8 protein-coding genes are annotated in these 17946 nt (G+C 73.2%); all 8 read left to right on the top strand.

What is annotated here, in order from left to right:
* Positions 1-286 precede the first annotated feature (286 nt).
* The 8 genes from ACLJQE_RS24780 (at position 287) to ACLJQE_RS24745 (ending at position 17925) form a co-directional block, all read left to right on the top strand.
* Positions 287-979: a HEAT repeat domain-containing protein gene (locus ACLJQE_RS24780; protein WP_410641726.1), complete on the top strand. Its 693-nt coding sequence runs from the start codon at positions 287-289 to the stop codon at positions 977-979.
* Entirely contained in the window at positions 966-1991 is a 1026-nt protein-coding gene (locus ACLJQE_RS24775) for a MerR family transcriptional regulator (RefSeq protein ID WP_410641725.1), read from the top strand. Before ACLJQE_RS24780 ends, ACLJQE_RS24775 begins: the two co-directional genes overlap by 14 nt.
* Positions 1992-2150: 159 nt before the next feature.
* Positions 2151-13478 carry an amino acid adenylation domain-containing protein gene (locus ACLJQE_RS24770; protein WP_410641724.1) on the top strand — a complete coding sequence of 3776 codons (11328 nt, stop codon included), beginning with the start codon at positions 2151-2153 and terminating at the stop codon, positions 13476-13478.
* On the top strand, positions 13475-13843 hold the full coding sequence (locus ACLJQE_RS24765; RefSeq protein ID WP_410641723.1) for a nuclear transport factor 2 family protein: 369 nt from the start codon (positions 13475-13477) through the stop codon (positions 13841-13843). The genes ACLJQE_RS24770 and ACLJQE_RS24765 overlap by 4 nt, the downstream gene beginning before the upstream one ends.
* Positions 13844-13859: 16 nt before the next feature.
* The gene (locus ACLJQE_RS24760; RefSeq protein ID WP_410641722.1) at positions 13860-15695 is read left to right on the top strand and encodes a class I adenylate-forming enzyme family protein; all 1836 of its coding nucleotides are present in this window, start codon (positions 13860-13862) and stop codon (positions 15693-15695) included.
* Positions 15696-15727: 32 nt separating this feature from the next.
* Positions 15728-16453, top strand: coding sequence for a hypothetical protein (locus ACLJQE_RS24755; RefSeq protein ID WP_410641721.1), 726 nt, complete (start codon positions 15728-15730; stop codon positions 16451-16453).
* A gap of 322 nt (positions 16454-16775) precedes the next feature.
* Positions 16776-17030, top strand: coding sequence for a hypothetical protein (locus ACLJQE_RS24750; RefSeq protein ID WP_410641720.1), 255 nt, complete (start codon positions 16776-16778; stop codon positions 17028-17030).
* A 130-nt stretch (positions 17031-17160) separates the two neighbouring features.
* Positions 17161-17925, top strand: a complete 765-nt coding sequence (locus ACLJQE_RS24745; protein WP_410641773.1) for a PIG-L deacetylase family protein — start codon at positions 17161-17163, stop codon at positions 17923-17925.
* Positions 17926-17946 lie beyond the last annotated feature (21 nt).

Genomic DNA, 17946 nt, shown 5'->3' with positions numbered 1-17946 from the left:
CCCACCCGCTCGTCCGCCGCCGTCCCCGGCCGCACGGTGCTGCCCGGGAACCCGACGCTAACCAGCCGACCGCCCCACCCGCACCAGAGGCCGCCACGATCCACCCGCACAGCCGAACCACCCGGTGCGGCGCCACCGGCCGGGCCCGCCGGTTCGGCGTGACCGTGGGCCAACCGCCCTTGACGTACCTGACCTTCACCCGGGAATACGGGACACCACCCGGCCGCTACCGGAAAGGCACAGTTGACCTTGACAGCGTGACAAGGTCTTCACTGGTGGGCAGGAGGTGATTCCCATCGACACGACACAGAGGACCGCACCGGACGCGCGCCTGCCCGGCGCGTTGAGCTCCGAGAACCCGTCGACGCGGCTCCAGGCGGCCCTGGCGGCCGGGACGTACCCGGACGCCCGGCTCGTCGGCGTTCTCGTGGCGCGGTGCGCGATCGAGCCGGACTTCTTCGTGCGGGACATGCTGACCTGGGCGTTGACCCGCTTACCGCCGGAGAGCACGGTGCCGGCCCTGCTGGTGGAGCTCGGCTCCGAGGTCGCCCAAGCCCGGAGCCAGGCCTTGCACACGCTGTCCAAGATCGGGGACGGCGCCGCGTGGCCCGCGATCACCCGGTCGCTGCTGCACGACGCCGACGACGAAGTCGCGCGGAGTGCGTGGCGTGCCGCCGTCGTCCTCGTTCCCGACGGCGAGCGGCAACGGCTGGCCGTCGACCTGGCCGCACAACTCGGCCGCGGCGACCGGACGGTGCGGCTGAGTCTCAGCAGGGCGCTCGTCGCGCTCGGAGACGAGGCCGGGCCCGCGCTGCGGACCGGCCTGGCGAGTGCCGACCCGGAGGTGCGCGAGCACGCCCGCGCCACGGAGCGGCTCCTGCTGGACCCGGACGCCGAGTTCGACCCGGCCGTCGACGAGGCGAAACGGATCGTCGCGCTCGGCCCGGACCGCGCGGGGGAACTCGATGCTGATCGGTGAGGTCGCGCGCCGCTCGGGGGTGAGCAGCCGGATGCTCCGGCACTACGACTCCCTCGGGCTGGTGCGGCCGACGGGCCGCACCGTCGGCGGTTACCGCGAATACTCCGACGAGGACATCCGCCGGATCTTTCACGTGGAGAGCCTGCGGTCCCTCGGCTTGTCGCTGCGCCAGATCGGACGCGCGCTGGCGGATCCCGCCTTCACGCCGTCCGAGCTGGTCGGCGACCTCATCCAGCGGACCCAAGAGCGCCTGGACCGGGAACAGGAGCTGCTCGACCGGCTCCGTGCCGTCGATGCCTCGGCGCCCTCCGGCTGGGAGGGGGTCCTGCGCATCGTCGAGCTCCTGCACGGGCTCAACTCGCCCCACGCCGCGCGGCGGCAGCAGGCCGTCCTGGCCCCGGCCGAGGACGTGCCGGTGCCCGCCGAGCTCCTGGCCGGGGCGGTTCTCGCCGAAGCCGATCCGAACGTCGCCGGGGCCCTGCGGTGGGCCCTCGCGAGGGCGGGCGGTGACGGGCTGGCGATCCTGGCGTCCGGCGTGCGTTCGGAGGACGTCGACGTCCGGCGGCGCGCGGTCCTCGCGATCGCCGAGCTGCCCGGTGACGAGGCGACCGCGGCACTGGCCGAGGCACTCGGCGACCCGGACCCGGCCGTTCGGGGCCGTGCCGCGCTGGCCTTGGGTTCGCGGGGCCGGATCGCGGCCGCGCCGACGCTCGTCCGCATGGTGGCCGAGGGCACCACCGACGTCGAGGCGGCCGAGGTCCTCGGCACCCTGGCCCGTGACGCCGGGTGCGCCGACCGGATCATGAGCGAACTGATCGACGAACTCGCCGAACCGACCGCGGACCCCGCCACGCGGATACGCCTCACCCAGGCCCTCGCCGAGATGCCGCCCGCGCTCGCACAGGGCGTGCTGCAAAAACTGGCCGAAGACGACGATCGCGCCGTCGCCCTCCTCGCCTCGGCTCTCGCGGTACCCGATCGGAGTACGGGAACTGCGATAACGCCCCGGTGAATTGGTTACCGTGGGTTCCAGCCGACGATGCGAAACAACCCTGCTGGCCGCTGCATCGGAAGCCTGATTACCGCCCGAAAAAGACGCTGCACATCAAGTCAATGTGACGTACTTCATTTTACCGACACTTTACTTTGCCGCTGTGGCAAACCTGGAAAGGTGGAACTGCCGATCACCGAAGCCCAGCGCGGCATCTGGCTGGCCGAACACGCGAACGCGGCCACCACGTCCACCTACCTCTGGGGGGAGTACACCGACCTCGCCGGGGACCTCGACGTCGGCTCCTTGTCAGCGGCCCTCCGGCACGTGTGCCACGAGTGCGAAGCAATTAATGTCAGTTTTATCCCGGATGCCGACGGACGGCCCCGGCAACGCGCGTCACCCCGTTCGGACTGGGATTTTCCGGTGGTCGACCTCGGCGGCGCAACCGATCCCGAACACGCCGCGCTCAGCCGGATGCGGGCCGCTCTCGACCGGTCGCTGGATCTGGGCGCGGATCCGTTGTTCGGCGGCGAAATCCTCCGTCTGGCACCGGCTCGGCACCTGCTTTTCCTCTGGACGCACCACATCATGCTCGACGGCGCCGGGATGACGCTGGTGTCCCAGCGGATCGCCGAGGTCTACGAGCGGTTGTCCGAAGGCAAACCCGTGCCCGGCAGCGGCTGGGGCAGCCTGCGCGCGCTCTCGGCCGAAGAGGCCGCCTACCGGAACTCACCCGACTTCGCCGCCGATGCCCAGGCCTGGCAGGCGGACCTGGCCGGACGGCCCGACTTCCTGAGCCTCGCTCCGCACCCGGCTCCCGCCACCACCTCGTCGCTGCGGCTGACCACCACCCTGACCGAGCCGGAGTTCACCCGGCTCCGGGCCGCCGCGGACCAGGCGGGCCAGCGCTGGTCGCGCCTGATCGTGGCGGCCACGGCGGTGTTCCTGCACACCATGACCGGAAGCCGGGACGTCGTGCTGAGCCTGCCCGTCACCGGCCGGCTGAGCGACCTGAGCAAGACGGTCCCCTCGATGTCGGCGAACGTCCTGCCCCTGCGGATCTCCGTGCCCCCGTCGGCCACGATCGCCGGCCTGGCCGCGCAGGTGACCGCGCGGATCAAGCAGGTGCAGCAACGCCAGCGCTACCGCGGGGAGCAGCTTCGCCGGGACCTGGGTTATCCCGACGACGGCCGGAAGTTCTTCGGCCCGGTCCTCAACATCCAGCGGTTCGCCTACGGCCTGCGCTTCGGCAACTGCACCGCGACGGTCCACAACGTCCAGGCCCCGCCGTCGGAGGACCTGTCCCTCGTCGCCTACGACCGCGGTGACGGCGGCCTGCGCTTCGACTTCGACGCCAACCCCGCCAACCACGACCGCGCACTGCTGGCGAACGCCCGCGACCGGTTCCTCCACGTCCTCCACCAGCTCGTCGACAACCCGCCGGACACCGCGCTCGCCCGGATCGAGCCGTGCACGCCCGCCGAACGCGCACACGTCCTCGCCGCGGGCACCGGCGCGCCGGCCGCGGCCTCCGGCGCCACCGCCGTCGCCGTGTTCGCCGATCGGGTCCGGTCCGCTCCCGGCGCCTTCGCCGTGCGCTCGGCCGCGACCGGCGAACGGCTCACCTACCGGCAGCTGGACGCCCGCGCCGACGCCGTCGCCGCGCTGCTCGCCTCGGCGGGCAGCCCGGCCACGGTCGGGCTGCTCCTCGAACGCTCCGTGAACCTGGTGGCCGCCGTGGTGGGCACGGTCAAGGCCGGGGCCGCCTACGTGCCCCTCCACCGCGGCGACAGCACGGAACGCCTCGCCGGGGTCGTCGCCGACGCGGGCATCGGCGTGCTCGTCACCGACGCCGAGACCGCCGGAGACGAGCTCGTCTCCCGGTTCCGCGACCACGGCGGGACGGTCCTCGAACTCGGCGAACTCGGCCAGGCGACCCCGCCGCGGGCCACCGTGTTCCCCGGTCAGCTCGCCTGCGTCATGTTCACCTCCGGCTCGACCGGCACCCCCAAGGGCACCGCGGTCACCCACGCCGACGTGGCCGCACTGGCCGCCGACCGCTGGTGGACCGGCGGGTCCGCCGCCCGCGTCCTGCTGCACTCGCCCCACGCCTTCGACGCGCTCACGCTCGAACTGTGGGTTCCGCTGCTCACCGGCGGCGAGGTCGTGGTCGCGCCCCCCGGCCGGCTGGACCCGGACGTGCTCGAACGGATCGTCGCGGACGCGGGGATCACCGGGTTGTGGCTGACCGCGGGCCTGTTCACCGCGCTCGTCGAGGAGAACCCCGCCTGCTTCACCGGCGTCCGCGAAGTGTGGACCGGTGGCGACGTCGTCCCACCCGAAGCCGTCCGGCGGCTGCTGGCCGTGCCGGGCGGGCCCACGGTCGTCAACGGCTACGGGCCGACGGAGACGACGGTGTTCGCCACCCGCCACGCGATGACCGCCCTGGAGCCGGCCGCCACGACCGTCCCGATCGGCGGGCCGCTCGACGGCAAGCGGATCCTGCTGCTCGACGACCTGCTGCGGCCGGTGCCGCCGGGGGTGGTGGGCGAGCTCTACGTGGCGGGTGCCGGGGTCGCCCGCGGCTACCACGGCCGCCCCGGGCTGACCGCGTCGCGGTTCCTCGCCGATCCGTCGGGTCCGCCCGGCTCGCGGATGTACCGCACCGGGGATCTGGCCCGCTGGCGGGCGGACGGCACGCTGGACTTCGCCGGCCGCGCGGACTCCCAGGTCAAGCTGCGCGGCTTCCGGATCGAGCTCGGGGAGATCGACGCGGTCCTGAGCGGCGAACCGGGGGTCCGCCAGGTCGCCACCGTCCTGCGGGAGGACCGGCCGGGCGCCCGGCGGATCGTGTCGTACGCGGTCACCGACCGGGACCCGGAAGCACTGCGACAGCGGCTCGCCGAACGCCTCCCGCCGTTCATGGTGCCCGCCGCGATCGTCACGCTGGACGCGCTGCCGCTCACCCGCAACGGCAAGCTCGACCGCGCCGCGCTGCCCGCACCCCGGGCCGAGCGCACCGAAGCCCCGGCGAAATCCCTGACCCAGGCCGAAAAGACGCTCACGGCGTTGTACGGCGAGGTACTCGGCCTGGCCCACGTCCCGGTCGACCGGGACTTCTTCCAGCTGGGCGGCGACAGCATCAAGGCCATCCAGCTGGCGAGCCGGGCCCGCCGCGCGGGACTCGAACTCGGCACCCCCGACATCTTCCGCCACCCCACCGTCACCGCGCTCGCCCGCACCCTCGAGGTCCGGCCCGCCCCGCGGCTCCCGGTGCCGGCCGACAACGATGACAACGACACCGATCCCACGGTGCAGCTCACCCCGATCATGCACTGGCTGCGCGGGCAGGGCGGCGCGGTGGCCGGGTTCGCCCAGTCGGTGCGGGTGCGCGTCCCCGCCGGGCTGACCGAGTCCCGGCTGCGCGAGGTCCTGCAAGCGCTGCTGGACCACCACGACGCACTCCGGCTCTCCCTGTCCACCACCGATGGCCTGTGGACGGCGGAAGTGCTGCCGCGCGCGGAAGCCGTTCTCACGAAGGTCGGCAGCGACCGCGAGCTCGACGAGCACACCGCACGGGTCCAGGCCACCCTGGACCCGTCCGCCGGGCGGCTGGTGCACGCCGTGTGGTTCGACGCGGGCGCCGGCCGTCCCGGCACGCTCGTCCTCGCCGTGCACCACCTGGTCGTCGACGGGGTCTCGTGGCGGATCCTGCTCGACGACCTGCGGGACGCCGGACGAGCGGTCCTCGCGGGCGGGCCACCCGCGCTGCAGCCGGTGGGGACGTCGTTCGCCCGCTGGTCCCGCCGGCTCAACGCCCACGCGCACCACCCCTCGGTCACGGCCCAGTACCGGCACTGGGCCGACGTCGTGGCGGCCGGGGACGTCCCGCTGACGGACCGGCCGCTGTCGGCGGGCACCGACACCGAGCACACCCGCCGGACGCAGGTGCTGTCCCTGCCCGAGGACCTCACCGGACCGCTCGTCGACCAGGCCCCCACCGCCTTCGGGTGTTCGGTCAACGACCTGCTGCTGACCGCGTTCGCGCTGGCCGTCGCCGACTGGCGGCCCGGCACCGGCCCGGCGGTGCTGCTGGATCTGGAAGGGCACGGCCGGGAGGAATTCGCCGGCGGGCTCGACCTGACCCGGACCGTCGGCTGGTTCACCACGCTGTTCCCCGCGGTGCTCGACCCCGGCTGCTCCTGGGAGGCGGCCCAGGCCGACCACGGCCTGCTCGACGAGGCGGTCCAGCGGGTCCGCGCCGCCCTGGAGGCCCTGCCCGGCCACGGACTCGGCCACGGCCTGCTGCGGTACCTGAACCCGCAGACGGCCGTGCCCCTCGCGCGCGGCGCCCAGCCGCAGCTGGCGTTCAACTACCTCGGCCGCTTCGACGTCGGCGGGGACGAGGACTGGGCTCCCCTGCCCGGTACCTCGGTCCTGGGCTCGTCGATGCCGCCGGAGCTGGACCTGGCCCACGTCCTCGAACTCAACACCGTCATCGCCGACCAGCCCGGGGGCGCCCGGCTCGTCGCCGCCTGGTCGTGGGCGGGCGGGCTGCTGGCCGAGGATCGCGTCACGCAGCTCGCGCAACGGTGGTTCGACGTGCTCCGCGCGCTCGTGGCGCGCGCCCGGCACCGCGGCGGGGAAGCGCTTCCCCTGCCCCCGCTGGCGCAGGGCTTGCTGTTCCATTCGCTCTACGACCACGACGGCGCGGACCCGTACCTCGTGCAGTTCGTGTTCACCCTCGAGGGCAGCGTCGACCCCGGCGGCCTGCACCGGGCGCTGCACGCGTTGCTGCGGCGGCATCCGCAGCTCTCGGCCGGGATCGAGCACAGCTCGTCGGGCCGGCCGGTCCAGGTCGTCCCGGCGGAGTTCACCGTCCCGTGGGCCGTCCACGAAGTCCCCTCCCCCCAGGAGGTCCGGCACTTCCTCGACGCCGATCGGCGGACCCGGTTCGACCTCACCGCGCCGCCCCTGCTGCGGGCCGCGTTGCTGAGGCAGGACGAGCGGCGGCACGTGCTCGTCGTCACCACGCACCACCTCCTGCTCGACGGCTGGTCCATGCCCATCCTGATCAGGGACCTGTTCACCCTCTACGCGGGAGAACCACTCCCGGCCCCGACGCCGTACCGCGACTTCCTGACCTGGCTGTCCGCCCGGGACACCGAGGCCGACGTGGCGGCCTGGCGGTCCCTGTTGTCCGATGTGGACGAACCAACGCTGGTGGCGGGCCGGGGCCGCCCCGGGTCCGGCGCCGCCAAGGGCCGGGCCTTCGCCGACGTCGATCCGGAAGTGACGGCCGGGATCCGGCGCGCCGCCGGGGAAACCGGGGTGACGGTCAGCGTTCTGGTCCAGCTGGCCTGGGCGACGGTGCTCGGCGCGCTCACCGGCCGCGACGACGTCGTCTTCGGCGCCACGGTGTCCGGCAGGCCGGCCGAGCTGCCCGGCGCGGAGGCCATCGTCGGCCTGCTGATCAACACCTTGCCCGTCCGCGTCCGGCTCGACCCCCGCCGGACGGTCACCGAAGTCCTCGCGACGCTGCGGGAGCAGCAGGTGGCGATGCTCGGCCACCAGCACGCCGACCTCACCCGGCTCCAGGCCCTCGCCGGGCACGGCGAACTGTTCGACACCGTCGTCGTGTTCGAGAACTACCCGCCGGACCCGGCGGCCCTCCGGGTGCCCGGCCTGGAGATCACCGACGTCCAGGGGCTCGACGGCAGTCACTACCCGCTGGCGTTGGTGGTCATGCCCGGCGACCGGCTGCGGTTGCGGCTGGACCACAACGAGGACCTCTTCGACGCCGCCGCGGCGGACCGCCTGCTCGCCCGGTTCGCGGCGGTGCTCGAACGCCTCGGCGCGGCACCCGGTGCGCGCCTGAGCGAACTCGAGCTGCTGCTCCCGGACGAAAAGCTCCCCGGCGGGCCCCTTCCCGTCCTGCCCACCACGACGCTGCCCGCGTTGTTCCGCGGCCACGTCGCGAGCCGTCCCGACGCGCCGGCGTTGTCCGACGGCGACCTGCGGCTCACCTACCGCGAGCTCGACGAGCGCGCCAACCGCCTGGCCTGGCTGCTCAAGGACCGGGGCGCCGGACCGGAGCGGCTGGTCGCGCTGGTGCTGCCCCGTTCCGCGGACCAGGTGGTCGCCGTGCTGGCGGTGCTGAAGGCCGGTGCGGGGTACGTGCCGCTCGACCCCGGCTACCCGGCCGGACGCCTGCGGCAGGTGCTCGACGACGTGCGGCCGGTGCTCGTCGTGACCACCGGTGCCGCCGGGGCCGCGCTGCCCACCGAGTACGAACGCCTGCTCCTCGATGCCACGGACCTGGGCGCTCGGCCGGTCACCGATCCCGGGCCCGCGGCGGACCCGGACCACACCGCGTACGTGATCCACACCTCGGGCTCGACCGGGACCCCCAAGGGCGTGGTCGTGTCCCACCGCAACGTCGTCCGGCTGCTGGCCGCGACCGACGACCTGCTCGGGACCGGACCGGACGACGTGCACACGTTGTTCCACTCCCTCGCGTTCGACGTCTCGGTCTGGGAGCTGTGGGCCGCGCTGGGCCGGGGCGGCCGGATCGTCGTGGTGCCCCACGCCGTCACCCGCTCGCCCCGGGAGTTCCTCGACCTGCTCTCCCGCGAGCGCGTCACCGTGCTCAGCCAGACGCCGTCCGCCTTCTACCAGCTCATCGCGGCCGAGGCCGGGCGCCCCGTGCCGCTGGCGCTGCGGGCCGTCGTGCTCGCGGGCGAGTCGCTCGATCCCGCGCGGCTCCGGTCCTGGCACGGCGAAGGCCGCCCGCTGCTGGTGAACATGTACGGCATCACCGAGACCACCGTCCACTCGACCTTCCACGCGCTGACCGATCCGGCAGAGACCCGCAGCGTCATCGGCCACGCGCTGCCCGACCTGCGCCTCCACCTGCTCGACCACGCGCTCCGCCCGGTGCCGCCCAGCTGCCCCGGCGAGGTGTACGTCGCCGGGGCCGGAGTCACCCGCGGCTACCTCGGCCGCCCGGGGCTGACCGCGTCGCGGTTCGTCGCCGACCCGTTCGGGGCCCCCGGGGACCGCCTCTACCGGTCGGGCGACCTGGCCCGCCGGCTGCCCGACGGCACGCTGGAGTACCTGGGGCGCACCGACCAGCAGGTCAAGGTCCGGGGGTTCCGGATCGAGCCCGGCGAGGTCGAACACGTCCTCGAGCGCCACCCCGCGGTCACCCGCGCGGTGGTGCTCCCCGAGGCCGGCGCCGACCGCCTGCTCGCCTACGTGGTCACGACCGGGCCGGTCGACCCCGCCGAGATCCGGCAGCACGCCGCGGCCGTCCTGCCCGGGCATCTGGTCCCCGCGTTCGTGGTGCCGGTGGCGGCGATCCCGCTGACCCCGAACGGGAAGCTCGACCGCCGGGCGCTCCCCGCACCCGGTCCCGCCGGCCCGGCCTCCCGGCCGCCGGCCACCGACGACGAACGTTTCCTGTGCGAGGTGTTCGCCGAGACGCTGGGCGTGGCCGGAGTCGGGGCCGACGACGGTTTCTTCGACCTCGGCGGCCATTCGCTCCTGGCCACCCAGCTGATCAACCGGATCCGCGCCCGCGCCGGGATCGAACTCGGCATCCGCACCCTGTTCGACGCCCCGACCCCCGCGGCCCTCGCGCTCCGGCTCACCCGGCGGGAGGCGCCGGCCCGCCCGCCGCTGCCGGTGGGGAAGCGGCCGGACCGGGTGCCGCTGTCCGCGGCGCAACGACGGCTGTGGTTCTTCACCCGGTTCACCGAACCGAACTCGATCTACAACATGCCCTTCGCCGTCCGGCTGACCGGTCCGCTGTCGGTGGAAGCCCTGCGCGAGGCCGTGCACGACGTGCTGACCCGGCACGAAAGCCTCCGCACCCGCGTGCTCGACGTCGACGGGGAACCGTTCCAGCACGTCGCCCCCGCGGACGAGGTCGACTTCGCAGTCCGCCCCGCGACCGAAACCGCGGTGCCGGACCTGCTCGCCGTCGACGGTGGACACCACTTCGACCTCGGCGGGGAACTGCCGGTCCGGGTGCGGCTCTACCCGGTCGGCCCGGAGCAGCACGTGCTGTTGCTGCTGGTGCACCACATCGCGGCCGACGGCTGGTCGTTCGCGCCGCTGACCCGGGATCTGTCCGTCGCCTACCGGGCGCGGGTGGCCGGGCACGCGCCGCACTGGGACGGCGAACCCGTGCAGTACGCCGACTTCACCCTCTGGCAGGAAGAACTCGATCTGACCGCCCAGGCCGCGCACTGGGAGCAGGTCCTCCACGGCCTTCCCGAGACCTTGCCGCTGCCGGCCGACCGCCCGCGCCCACCCGTGACCGGCCACCGCGGCGAAACCATCGAACTCGACTTCGGCGCCGAGCTGCACGCCGGCTTGTCCGCGCTGGCCAAAGCCCACGACGTCAGCGTGTTCATGGTGCTCCACGCCGCGCTGGCCACCCTGCTGTTCCGCCTCGGCGCGGGCAGCGACATCCCGATCGGCACCCCGGTGGCCGGACGCCACGACGACGCGCTGCACGACGCGATCGGCTGTTTCGTCAACACCGTCGTGCTGCGGACCGAGCTGTCCGGCGACACTCCGTTCAGCGAACTCCTGCGCACGGTCCGCACGGTGGACCTCACCGCGTTCGCCCACCAGGACCTGCCGTTCGACCGGCTGGTGGAACTGCTCAACCCGGCCCGATCGCTGGGCCACCACCCCCTGTTCCAGGTGATGCTGGCCTTCCAGGACACCCCGCCCGCCCGGTTCGACCTGCCGGAGATCACCGCCGAGCACCTTCCGGTGCACGGCCGGTCGTCCCGGCTGGACCTGCTGTGGAGCCTGCAGCAGCGGGCGGATCCACTGGGCGGTCTCCCCGGGCTGACCGGGGTCCTGGAGTACGACAGCGATCTGTTCACCCCGGCGTCGGCACGCCTGCTGATCAGCAGGTTCGACCGGTTGCTGCGGGCGGTGACAGCGGCGCCGGAAACGGCGCTCGGCGACCTCGAGATCCTCCTCCCCGGGGAACGTTCGCGCCTGCTCACCGCGTGGAACGACACCGCCCGCGACGTTCCCGCCACCACCGTGACCGCGTTGTTCGCCGAGCAGGTCGCCCGGACCCCGGACGCCACCGCGATCATCGACGGCGACCGCGAGCTGACCTACCGGCAGCTCGCCGGCCGTGCGGAGCAGCTCGCCGTCGAACTGCGCTCCCACGGCGTCGGACCCGGTGGCCTGGTCGCGCTGCAGCTGCGCCGCGAGCCGGACCTGCCCGCGGCGATGCTGGCGGTCCTCTCGCTCGGAGCGGCCTACCTGCCCTGCGAACCGGATCTGCCCGACGGCCGGATCCGCACGATCCTCGCCGACGCGCGGCCGATCCTGCTGGTGCGGCACCACGAGTCCGGCGGGCTGGCGATGACCCGTCCGGCCGGGCCACCGGCCGTCCTGCCCCCCGGGAGCGCCTACACGATCTACACCTCCGGCTCGACGGGACGGCCGAAGGGCGTCGTGGTCCCGGAAGGCGCGGTCGTCAACCTGCTGCTCGCCCTGCGCGAACAGCTGCGGGTCGACGAGCGGGACCGGGTGCTGGCGTCCGCGCCCGCCGGGTTCGACATGTCGGTCCCCGAGCTCTACCTGCCGCTGATCACCGGCGCCGCGATGGTCCTGCTCGACCCGGAGGCCCAGCGCGATCCCGCGGTCCTGCTCGACCGCGTCGAACGCCACCGGGTCACGGTGATGCAGGCGACGCCGTCCCTGTGGCACGCACTGGCCGCCCGTCGTCCCGGCGTGCTGCGCGGCATGCGCGCGGTGATCGGCGGAGAGCTCGTCCCCGGCCCGCTGGCCACCACACTGGTCGAGCTGGGTTGCTCGCTGCTGGCCTGCTACGGACCGACCGAAACCACCGTGTGGTCCGCCACCCACCGGGTCGGCGGGCCGCAGGACGCCGCCGTCCCGCTGGGCCGTCCGCTGGGGAACACCCGCTGCTACGTGCTGGACGGCAGGCTGCGTCCGGTACCCCCCGGGGTGACCGGGCAGCTGTACATCGCCGGCGCCGGGGTGGCGACGGGGTACCTGCACCAGCTCCCGCTCACCGCCGAGCGCTTCGTGGCGGACCCCTTCGGCGAGCCGGGGACGCGGATGTACCACACCGGCGACCTGGCCTCCTGGACACCGCAGGGCGTCCTGCGGTTCCACGGCCGCGCGGACGAACAGGTCAAGCTCCGCGGGCACCGCATCGAACTCGGGGAGGTCGAAGCGACCCTGGCCGCCCACCCGCAGGTGACGGCGGCCGCGGTCGCCGTGCGCGAGCACAGCGCCGACGACCACCGGATGGTCGGCTACGTCGTCGGTACGACCGACCTCGACGCGGTCGCCGAGCACGTCGCCGGGTCGCTGCCCGCCTACATGGTCCCGGCCAAGCTGCTCACGGTGGACCACCTTCCGCTGAACGCCAACGGAAAGCTGCTCCGGGACCGGCTCCCCGAACCGGCGTGGGAGGCGACGACCGGCGTCACGGTCCCGGAGAACCTGCGGGAACAGCTGCTGTGCACGACGTTCGCCGAGGTGCTGGGCATCCCGAAGGTCGGCGCGACGGACAACTTCTTCGAACTCGGCGGCCACTCCCTGCTGGCCGCGCGGCTCGTCGACCGCGTCCGCTCGGTGCTCGGGCTGGAGCCGAAGATCCGCGACGTGTTCCGGGCGGGCACGCCGGCCGCGCTGAGCCGGCTGCTCGGCGGCGAGGACGCCCCCTCGGCCGGGCACCTCGTCCCGTTCCGCGCCGACGGCGACGCGGCGCCGGTGTTCTGCGTTCACCCGCTCAGCGGCATCAGCTGGCTCTACGCGGGGCTGCTCGGCCACATCGACCGCGCACACCCGGTGTACGGCCTGCAGGGCGAGGGGCCCGACGGGGTGCGCGACCTGCCCGGCAGCGTCCCCGAGATGGTCGAGCGCTACCTCGCGGAGATCCGTTCGGTGCACCCGACGGGGCCGTACCACCTGCTCGGGTGGTCGTTCGGCGGGGTCGTGGCCCACGCCATGGCCGTCGAGCTCGGCGAGGAAACCGGGCGGCTGTTCCTGCTCGACCCCCAGGCCCGTCCGGACGAGGACCTCGGCGAGTCCATCGACGACGAACGGGTCCTGCGGGTCCTGCTGACCGCCGTGGGCCGCGACGACGGCGAGTTCTCCCCCGGCGAGCTCACCTTCCCCGCGGTGTCGGCGACGCTGCGTCAAGAGGGCAGCATCTTCGCGCGCTTCACCGAGGAAGACGTCCGCCGGGTCGTCGAGGTGTCCCGCAACAACGCCCGGCTCGTCCGGGAGCACCGCCCCGGCACCTATCCCGGTGACGTCGTGTTCGTCGGGACCACCGGAGCGACCCCGGCCTGGCTGCCCTGGCGGCGGCACATCGGCGGCGAACTGGTCACCTACGAGCTCGACCTCGTGCACCACCGCCTCCTGCAACCCCAGAACGCCGGATTCGTGGGAGAAATCCTGCGTCGCCACCTGAACGGGGACCAACCATGACGATCAGCCCCGAAGAGGCCTGCCGCGCCGTCCGCCGCTACTACGCGCTCGTCGACTCCGGGGACATCGACGGGCTGCTCGCGCTGTTCCACGAAAACGCCTCGTACCAGCGCCCCGGCTACGCGGCGCTGACCGGGCACGCCGAGCTGCGGGACTTCTACCGCTCGCAACGCATCATCGCCCACGGCAGGCACGACATCGGGCGGCTCGTCGTCGCCGGGCACACCGTGGTGGTCCGCGCGAGCTTCGCCGGAGTGCTCAAGGACGGCCGCGAGGTCTCCGTGCGCTTCGCCGACTTCTTCGAGCTGTCCGACGAAGCCCGGTTCCTCGAGCGCGAGACGTTCTTCTTCGCGCCGAGCGTCTGAAAGGAAGCTTTCGCCGATGCACGGACGAACCGGGCTGGCCACGTTGCCGGCAGGCACCCGGGTGGTGGTCAGGATGCCGAACGGGGCCGAGCTCGCGGAGGTGCTGCGCACCTGTTTCGACCTCGAACTGGTCGCCGTCCCCCTCGGCCCCCGCACCACCGGCGCCCAGCTGGCGGACATCGTCGACCGGGTGCGCGCCGCATCCATTGTGGACGGATCCGCCGGCGAGGTGCGCGGCACCCGCCACCCGGCCGCGGCGGACGGCACCGAGGGACTCGCGTTCATCATGTTCACCTCGGGGTCGACCGGCCCGCCGAAGGGCGTGGTGCTCAGCCGGGACGCGGTGCTCGGCAACGCCGCCAAGACCGCGGCGCTGCACGGGCTCACCCCGGACCGTCCCCACGGCACCTGCCTGCCGCTCTACCACTGCAACGCACTGGTCATGTCCCTGCTGGGCACCCACCGGACCGGCGCCCCGCTCGTGGTGCAGGCGAAGTTCGACCCGGACGGCTACTTCACCGCGTTGCGGGCGGCGGGGGCCCGCACGGCGTCGATCGTGCCCGCCCTGCTGGCCGACCTGGTCGAGGCGGCGCCGGCGTGGCCGGACAGCCTGGACTACCTGATCACCGCGGCGGCCCCGCTCACCAGCGACCTCGCCCGGCGGTTCCACCGCCGATACGGCCCCCGGCTGCGGCAGGGTTACGGGCTCACCGAAGCCGTCAACTTCAGTTTCACCATGCCGGAGCTGACCGGAACGGCCTACACCGAGCAGTACGTCGACCGGTTCCCGCCGGTGGGGCTGCCGCTGCCCGGCACGGAGTTCCGCCTGGCCGCGGGCGAAGTGCAGGTGCGGACCGCGGAGGTGATGACCGGGTACTGGGAGGATCCCGCGGCCACCGCCGAAGCCCTGACCCCGGACGGCTGGCTGCGCACCGGCGACCTCGGGGAACTCCGCGACGGCCTGCTGGTGCTCAAGGGCCGGACGAAGGAACGGATCAACCGCGGGGGCGAGAAGTACTACCCGCTCGACCTCGAACAGCGCTGGCGGGCGGCCGGGCTGCCGGGCCGGTTCGCGGCGGTCGGCGTCGCGGAGCCGACCCTCGGCGACGAGATCGGGCTCGTCACCACGGACCAGTCCGTGGCCGAGGTCCGTGCGGTCTACGAGCGGAGCGGCACGCGGCCCGCCGTGGTGCAGTTCGGCGGTTTCCTCGCCACCGCCACGGGCAAACCGCAACGCAAGGCGATGGGGCGCCCGCTCGCCGCCCGGCGGCAACCGGCCGCCCGCTACGAAGCCCTCTTGCGCTACGCCGCCGAAACCGCCCGCGCCCTGGTCCGGGGAAAGCACCAGCCGGCCGGTCCCTTGGCCGCGATGGCACACGCCCTCGCCGGACAAGCCGACGAGAGGGGGCACCTCGGCGACGAAAAGATCTTCGAGGCCTTCGATTTCCTCAGGACACAGTGGACAGAAGACGGCGACGCCGTCGCCGCCCTGAAAGCCCAGTGGAAGGCCCAGCTCCGCACGTGCTGGCCCCTCGCGGAATACACCGAGCTGGCGGCCGAGATCACGGGAACGCCGGACGTCCCGTTCGGGCACGAGTCGACCCTCGGCGACGGCCGCCTGTCGGTGTTCCCCCACGCCGTCCCCGTGACGGCCGCCGACGGCACCCCCTGGGCGCTCGACCTGCTGTGGACCTTCCTGGACGGCGGCGAACCGGCCCCGCACCCGGACCGGTGGGCGCAGGTCCGGCGGTGGCGCGGCAACGGTGCCGCGGTGGCGGGCTTCTCGGTGCTCCGAGCGGGCCGGCACGACCTCGGCGGCGTCCTCTGGGCCCGCACCGAAGACGAACAATGACGACCACAGGAGTTCCCGTTATGCCGGACAGGATGAAGAAGACCCCCGACCACGAGGACGAGTGGTTCGACGTCCGTGAGCACCAGGACACCGGGCAGAACCGCGTCACCCCGCTGCTGCAGCTCCCGCCCGCGGCGGCGCTGGGGATCGTCGAAGCGCTGGCCGGGCTGGTCCGCGGGGCCCACGAGCACGAAGCGGACCACCCCACCCCGCCCGGCCGGCTCAAACGAGCGCAGGAGTTCGAGGAGGGTGACGTCTACATGGTCGAGCCGCCCTTCGAGGGCTTCTTCGCCGATCGGTACCTGATGGACTTCTACGACGTGCGGGCCCGCGACATCTGCTCCCGGATGCACCTGCACACCGGGCTCCGGTTCGTGCGGATGATGACCGGCCCCGCGACCACGATCCGCGTGTCCAGCCTGTCGCCGATCATCGTCCGGCCCAGCCCCGGGTGGACCGCCGCGCCCCTCACGGAGTTCGTCGACGCCCTGCCGGACGTACCGCTGCCGGCCGTCCGCGATCGCCACAACGTGATCGTTCCGCCCAATTCCTGGGTCGACATGCAGATCCCCCGCGGCGTCTCACACCAGTTCAACGCCGTGGGACCGAACGCGGTGATCGACTCGGTGCACCCGGAGGAATCCATCGAGACGCTCAGGGAAGGCATGTCCGGCTACAAGATGATGGCCCAGACGATCTTCCTGGCCGAGGCCAAGAGCCAAGCGGACTCCTGTCTCGCCACCACGACCAACGAATAGCTTCCGCCGGTCGGCCGACCGGTTTTCGCCCCCACTGCGCTGCGTAATCCCCGCGGCAGTCACGAGCCTCCATACATACCCGAACGGACGCAGCTTGCACGCGCGTTCGGCCGTAACGTCGGTCACGGGGACGGTGCAGCAACGTGCGCGCCGGGGGGTGGCGGAGAGGGTGCTGGGGGCTCAACCGGGTGTGGCCTGCACGTGCATGGCCGCGGCCGGCTTCATCGGCCAAGCCTGACATCGCTGCCGAGACCTGCATCGGAACCACTGGCGGTGCGCCGCCGTGTGTCTTCGTGCTCAACCAGGTTCCGGAGGGGTGAAGATGTCTGCTCATGATCGTGGTGATGCCGGGCCGGAAGAACAGGCTTCCGGCCGGCCGTGGTGGCCGTGGCTGGTCGTGGCGCTCCTGGTGGCCGCGGCCGCGGCCAGCTGGTTCCTCACGCCCCAGAAGTACGGCTTGCGGATCGGGATGCTGCTGCTGGCCGCCGCACTCACGCTGAACCAGCTGATCACCTGGCACCGCGCCCGCCGGAGCAAGGCGGGTGGAACACCCTCGGGGCCGGCGTCGCACCACTGACCCGGACCAGCGTGGCGGACAGGTGCCCCACCGGCAGAACCGGGTCGCAACCGCTCTGACCGGGGAGGCGTTGAACGCGTTCTTCGCCGAAGTGCGCGAGAGGCTTGCCGAAGGCCCGGAATGCGGCAGGATGTCCGGCATGACGTTGCCCGCTCTGCCCGAGGAGTCGTTCCGGCGCGTGCTCTGCGTCGTCGCGCACCCCGACGACATGGAATACGGCACGTCCGCCGCCGTCGCTCGCTGGACCGCGCGCGGCATCGACGTCGGTTATCTCCTGCTCACCCGCGGCGAAGCCGGCATGCCGAACCCGCCCGAGGAGACGGCCCGCCTGCGCGTCGCCGAGCAGCGGGCCGCCTGCGCCGTCGTCGGCGTCGAGCACCTCACGGTTCTCGAACACCCCGACGGCGTGCTCGTTTACGGCCTCGACCTGCGCCGGGACATCTGCCGGGAGATCCGCCGGTTCAAGCCCGACGTCGTCTTCGGCACCGGCTTCGAGGTCGAGACGCCGTACGGCTTCGACCAGGCCGACCACCGCGCGGCCGGGCTGGCGACGCTCGACGCGATCCGCGACGCCGGCAACCGGTGGGTCTTCCCCGAGCAGATCGACGACGAAGGCCTCGAACCGCACTCCGCCCGCTGGTACCTCACCCCGGGCATGACGGACGCGACCCACGGCGTCGACGTCACCGGCGAACCACTGCGCCTCGGCGTCGCTTCGCTGGAGGCGCACGCCGCGTACCTGGCCGCACTCCCGGACCACCCGGCGCCCGCCGGCTTCATCCCGCAGTTCGCCGCGATGAGCGGCAAAGCCATGGGCGTCGAGCACGCCGTCCTGTTCCGCGCCCACGATCTGCAGGCGCCACCGGAGCTCCCCACCGAAACCGCCCAGGACTGACCCGGTTGCCCAGCGCGACCG

Origin of the sequence: Amycolatopsis sp. lyj-346, from assembly GCF_046548975.1 — a bacterium.
In the GTDB taxonomy this organism is placed as follows: domain Bacteria; phylum Actinomycetota; class Actinomycetes; order Mycobacteriales; family Pseudonocardiaceae; genus Amycolatopsis.
Note: the sequence above shows the minus strand (reverse complement) of the source record. Positions and strands in the feature narration are given on the sequence as shown.

Coding starts and splice junctions, on each gene's coding strand:
- ACLJQE_RS24760 (WP_410641722.1), top strand. CDS start 13,860: ATGCACGGACGAACCGGGCTGGCCACGTTGCCGGCAGGCACCCGGGTG.
- ACLJQE_RS24745 (WP_410641773.1), top strand. CDS start 17,161: ATGTCCGGCATGACGTTGCCCGCTCTGCCCGAGGAGTCGTTCCGGCGC.
- ACLJQE_RS24775 (WP_410641725.1), top strand. CDS start 966: ATGCTGATCGGTGAGGTCGCGCGCCGCTCGGGGGTGAGCAGCCGGATG.
- ACLJQE_RS24750 (WP_410641720.1), top strand. CDS start 16,776: ATGTCTGCTCATGATCGTGGTGATGCCGGGCCGGAAGAACAGGCTTCC.
- ACLJQE_RS24765 (WP_410641723.1), top strand. CDS start 13,475: ATGACGATCAGCCCCGAAGAGGCCTGCCGCGCCGTCCGCCGCTACTAC.
- ACLJQE_RS24755 (WP_410641721.1), top strand. CDS start 15,728: ATGAAGAAGACCCCCGACCACGAGGACGAGTGGTTCGACGTCCGTGAG.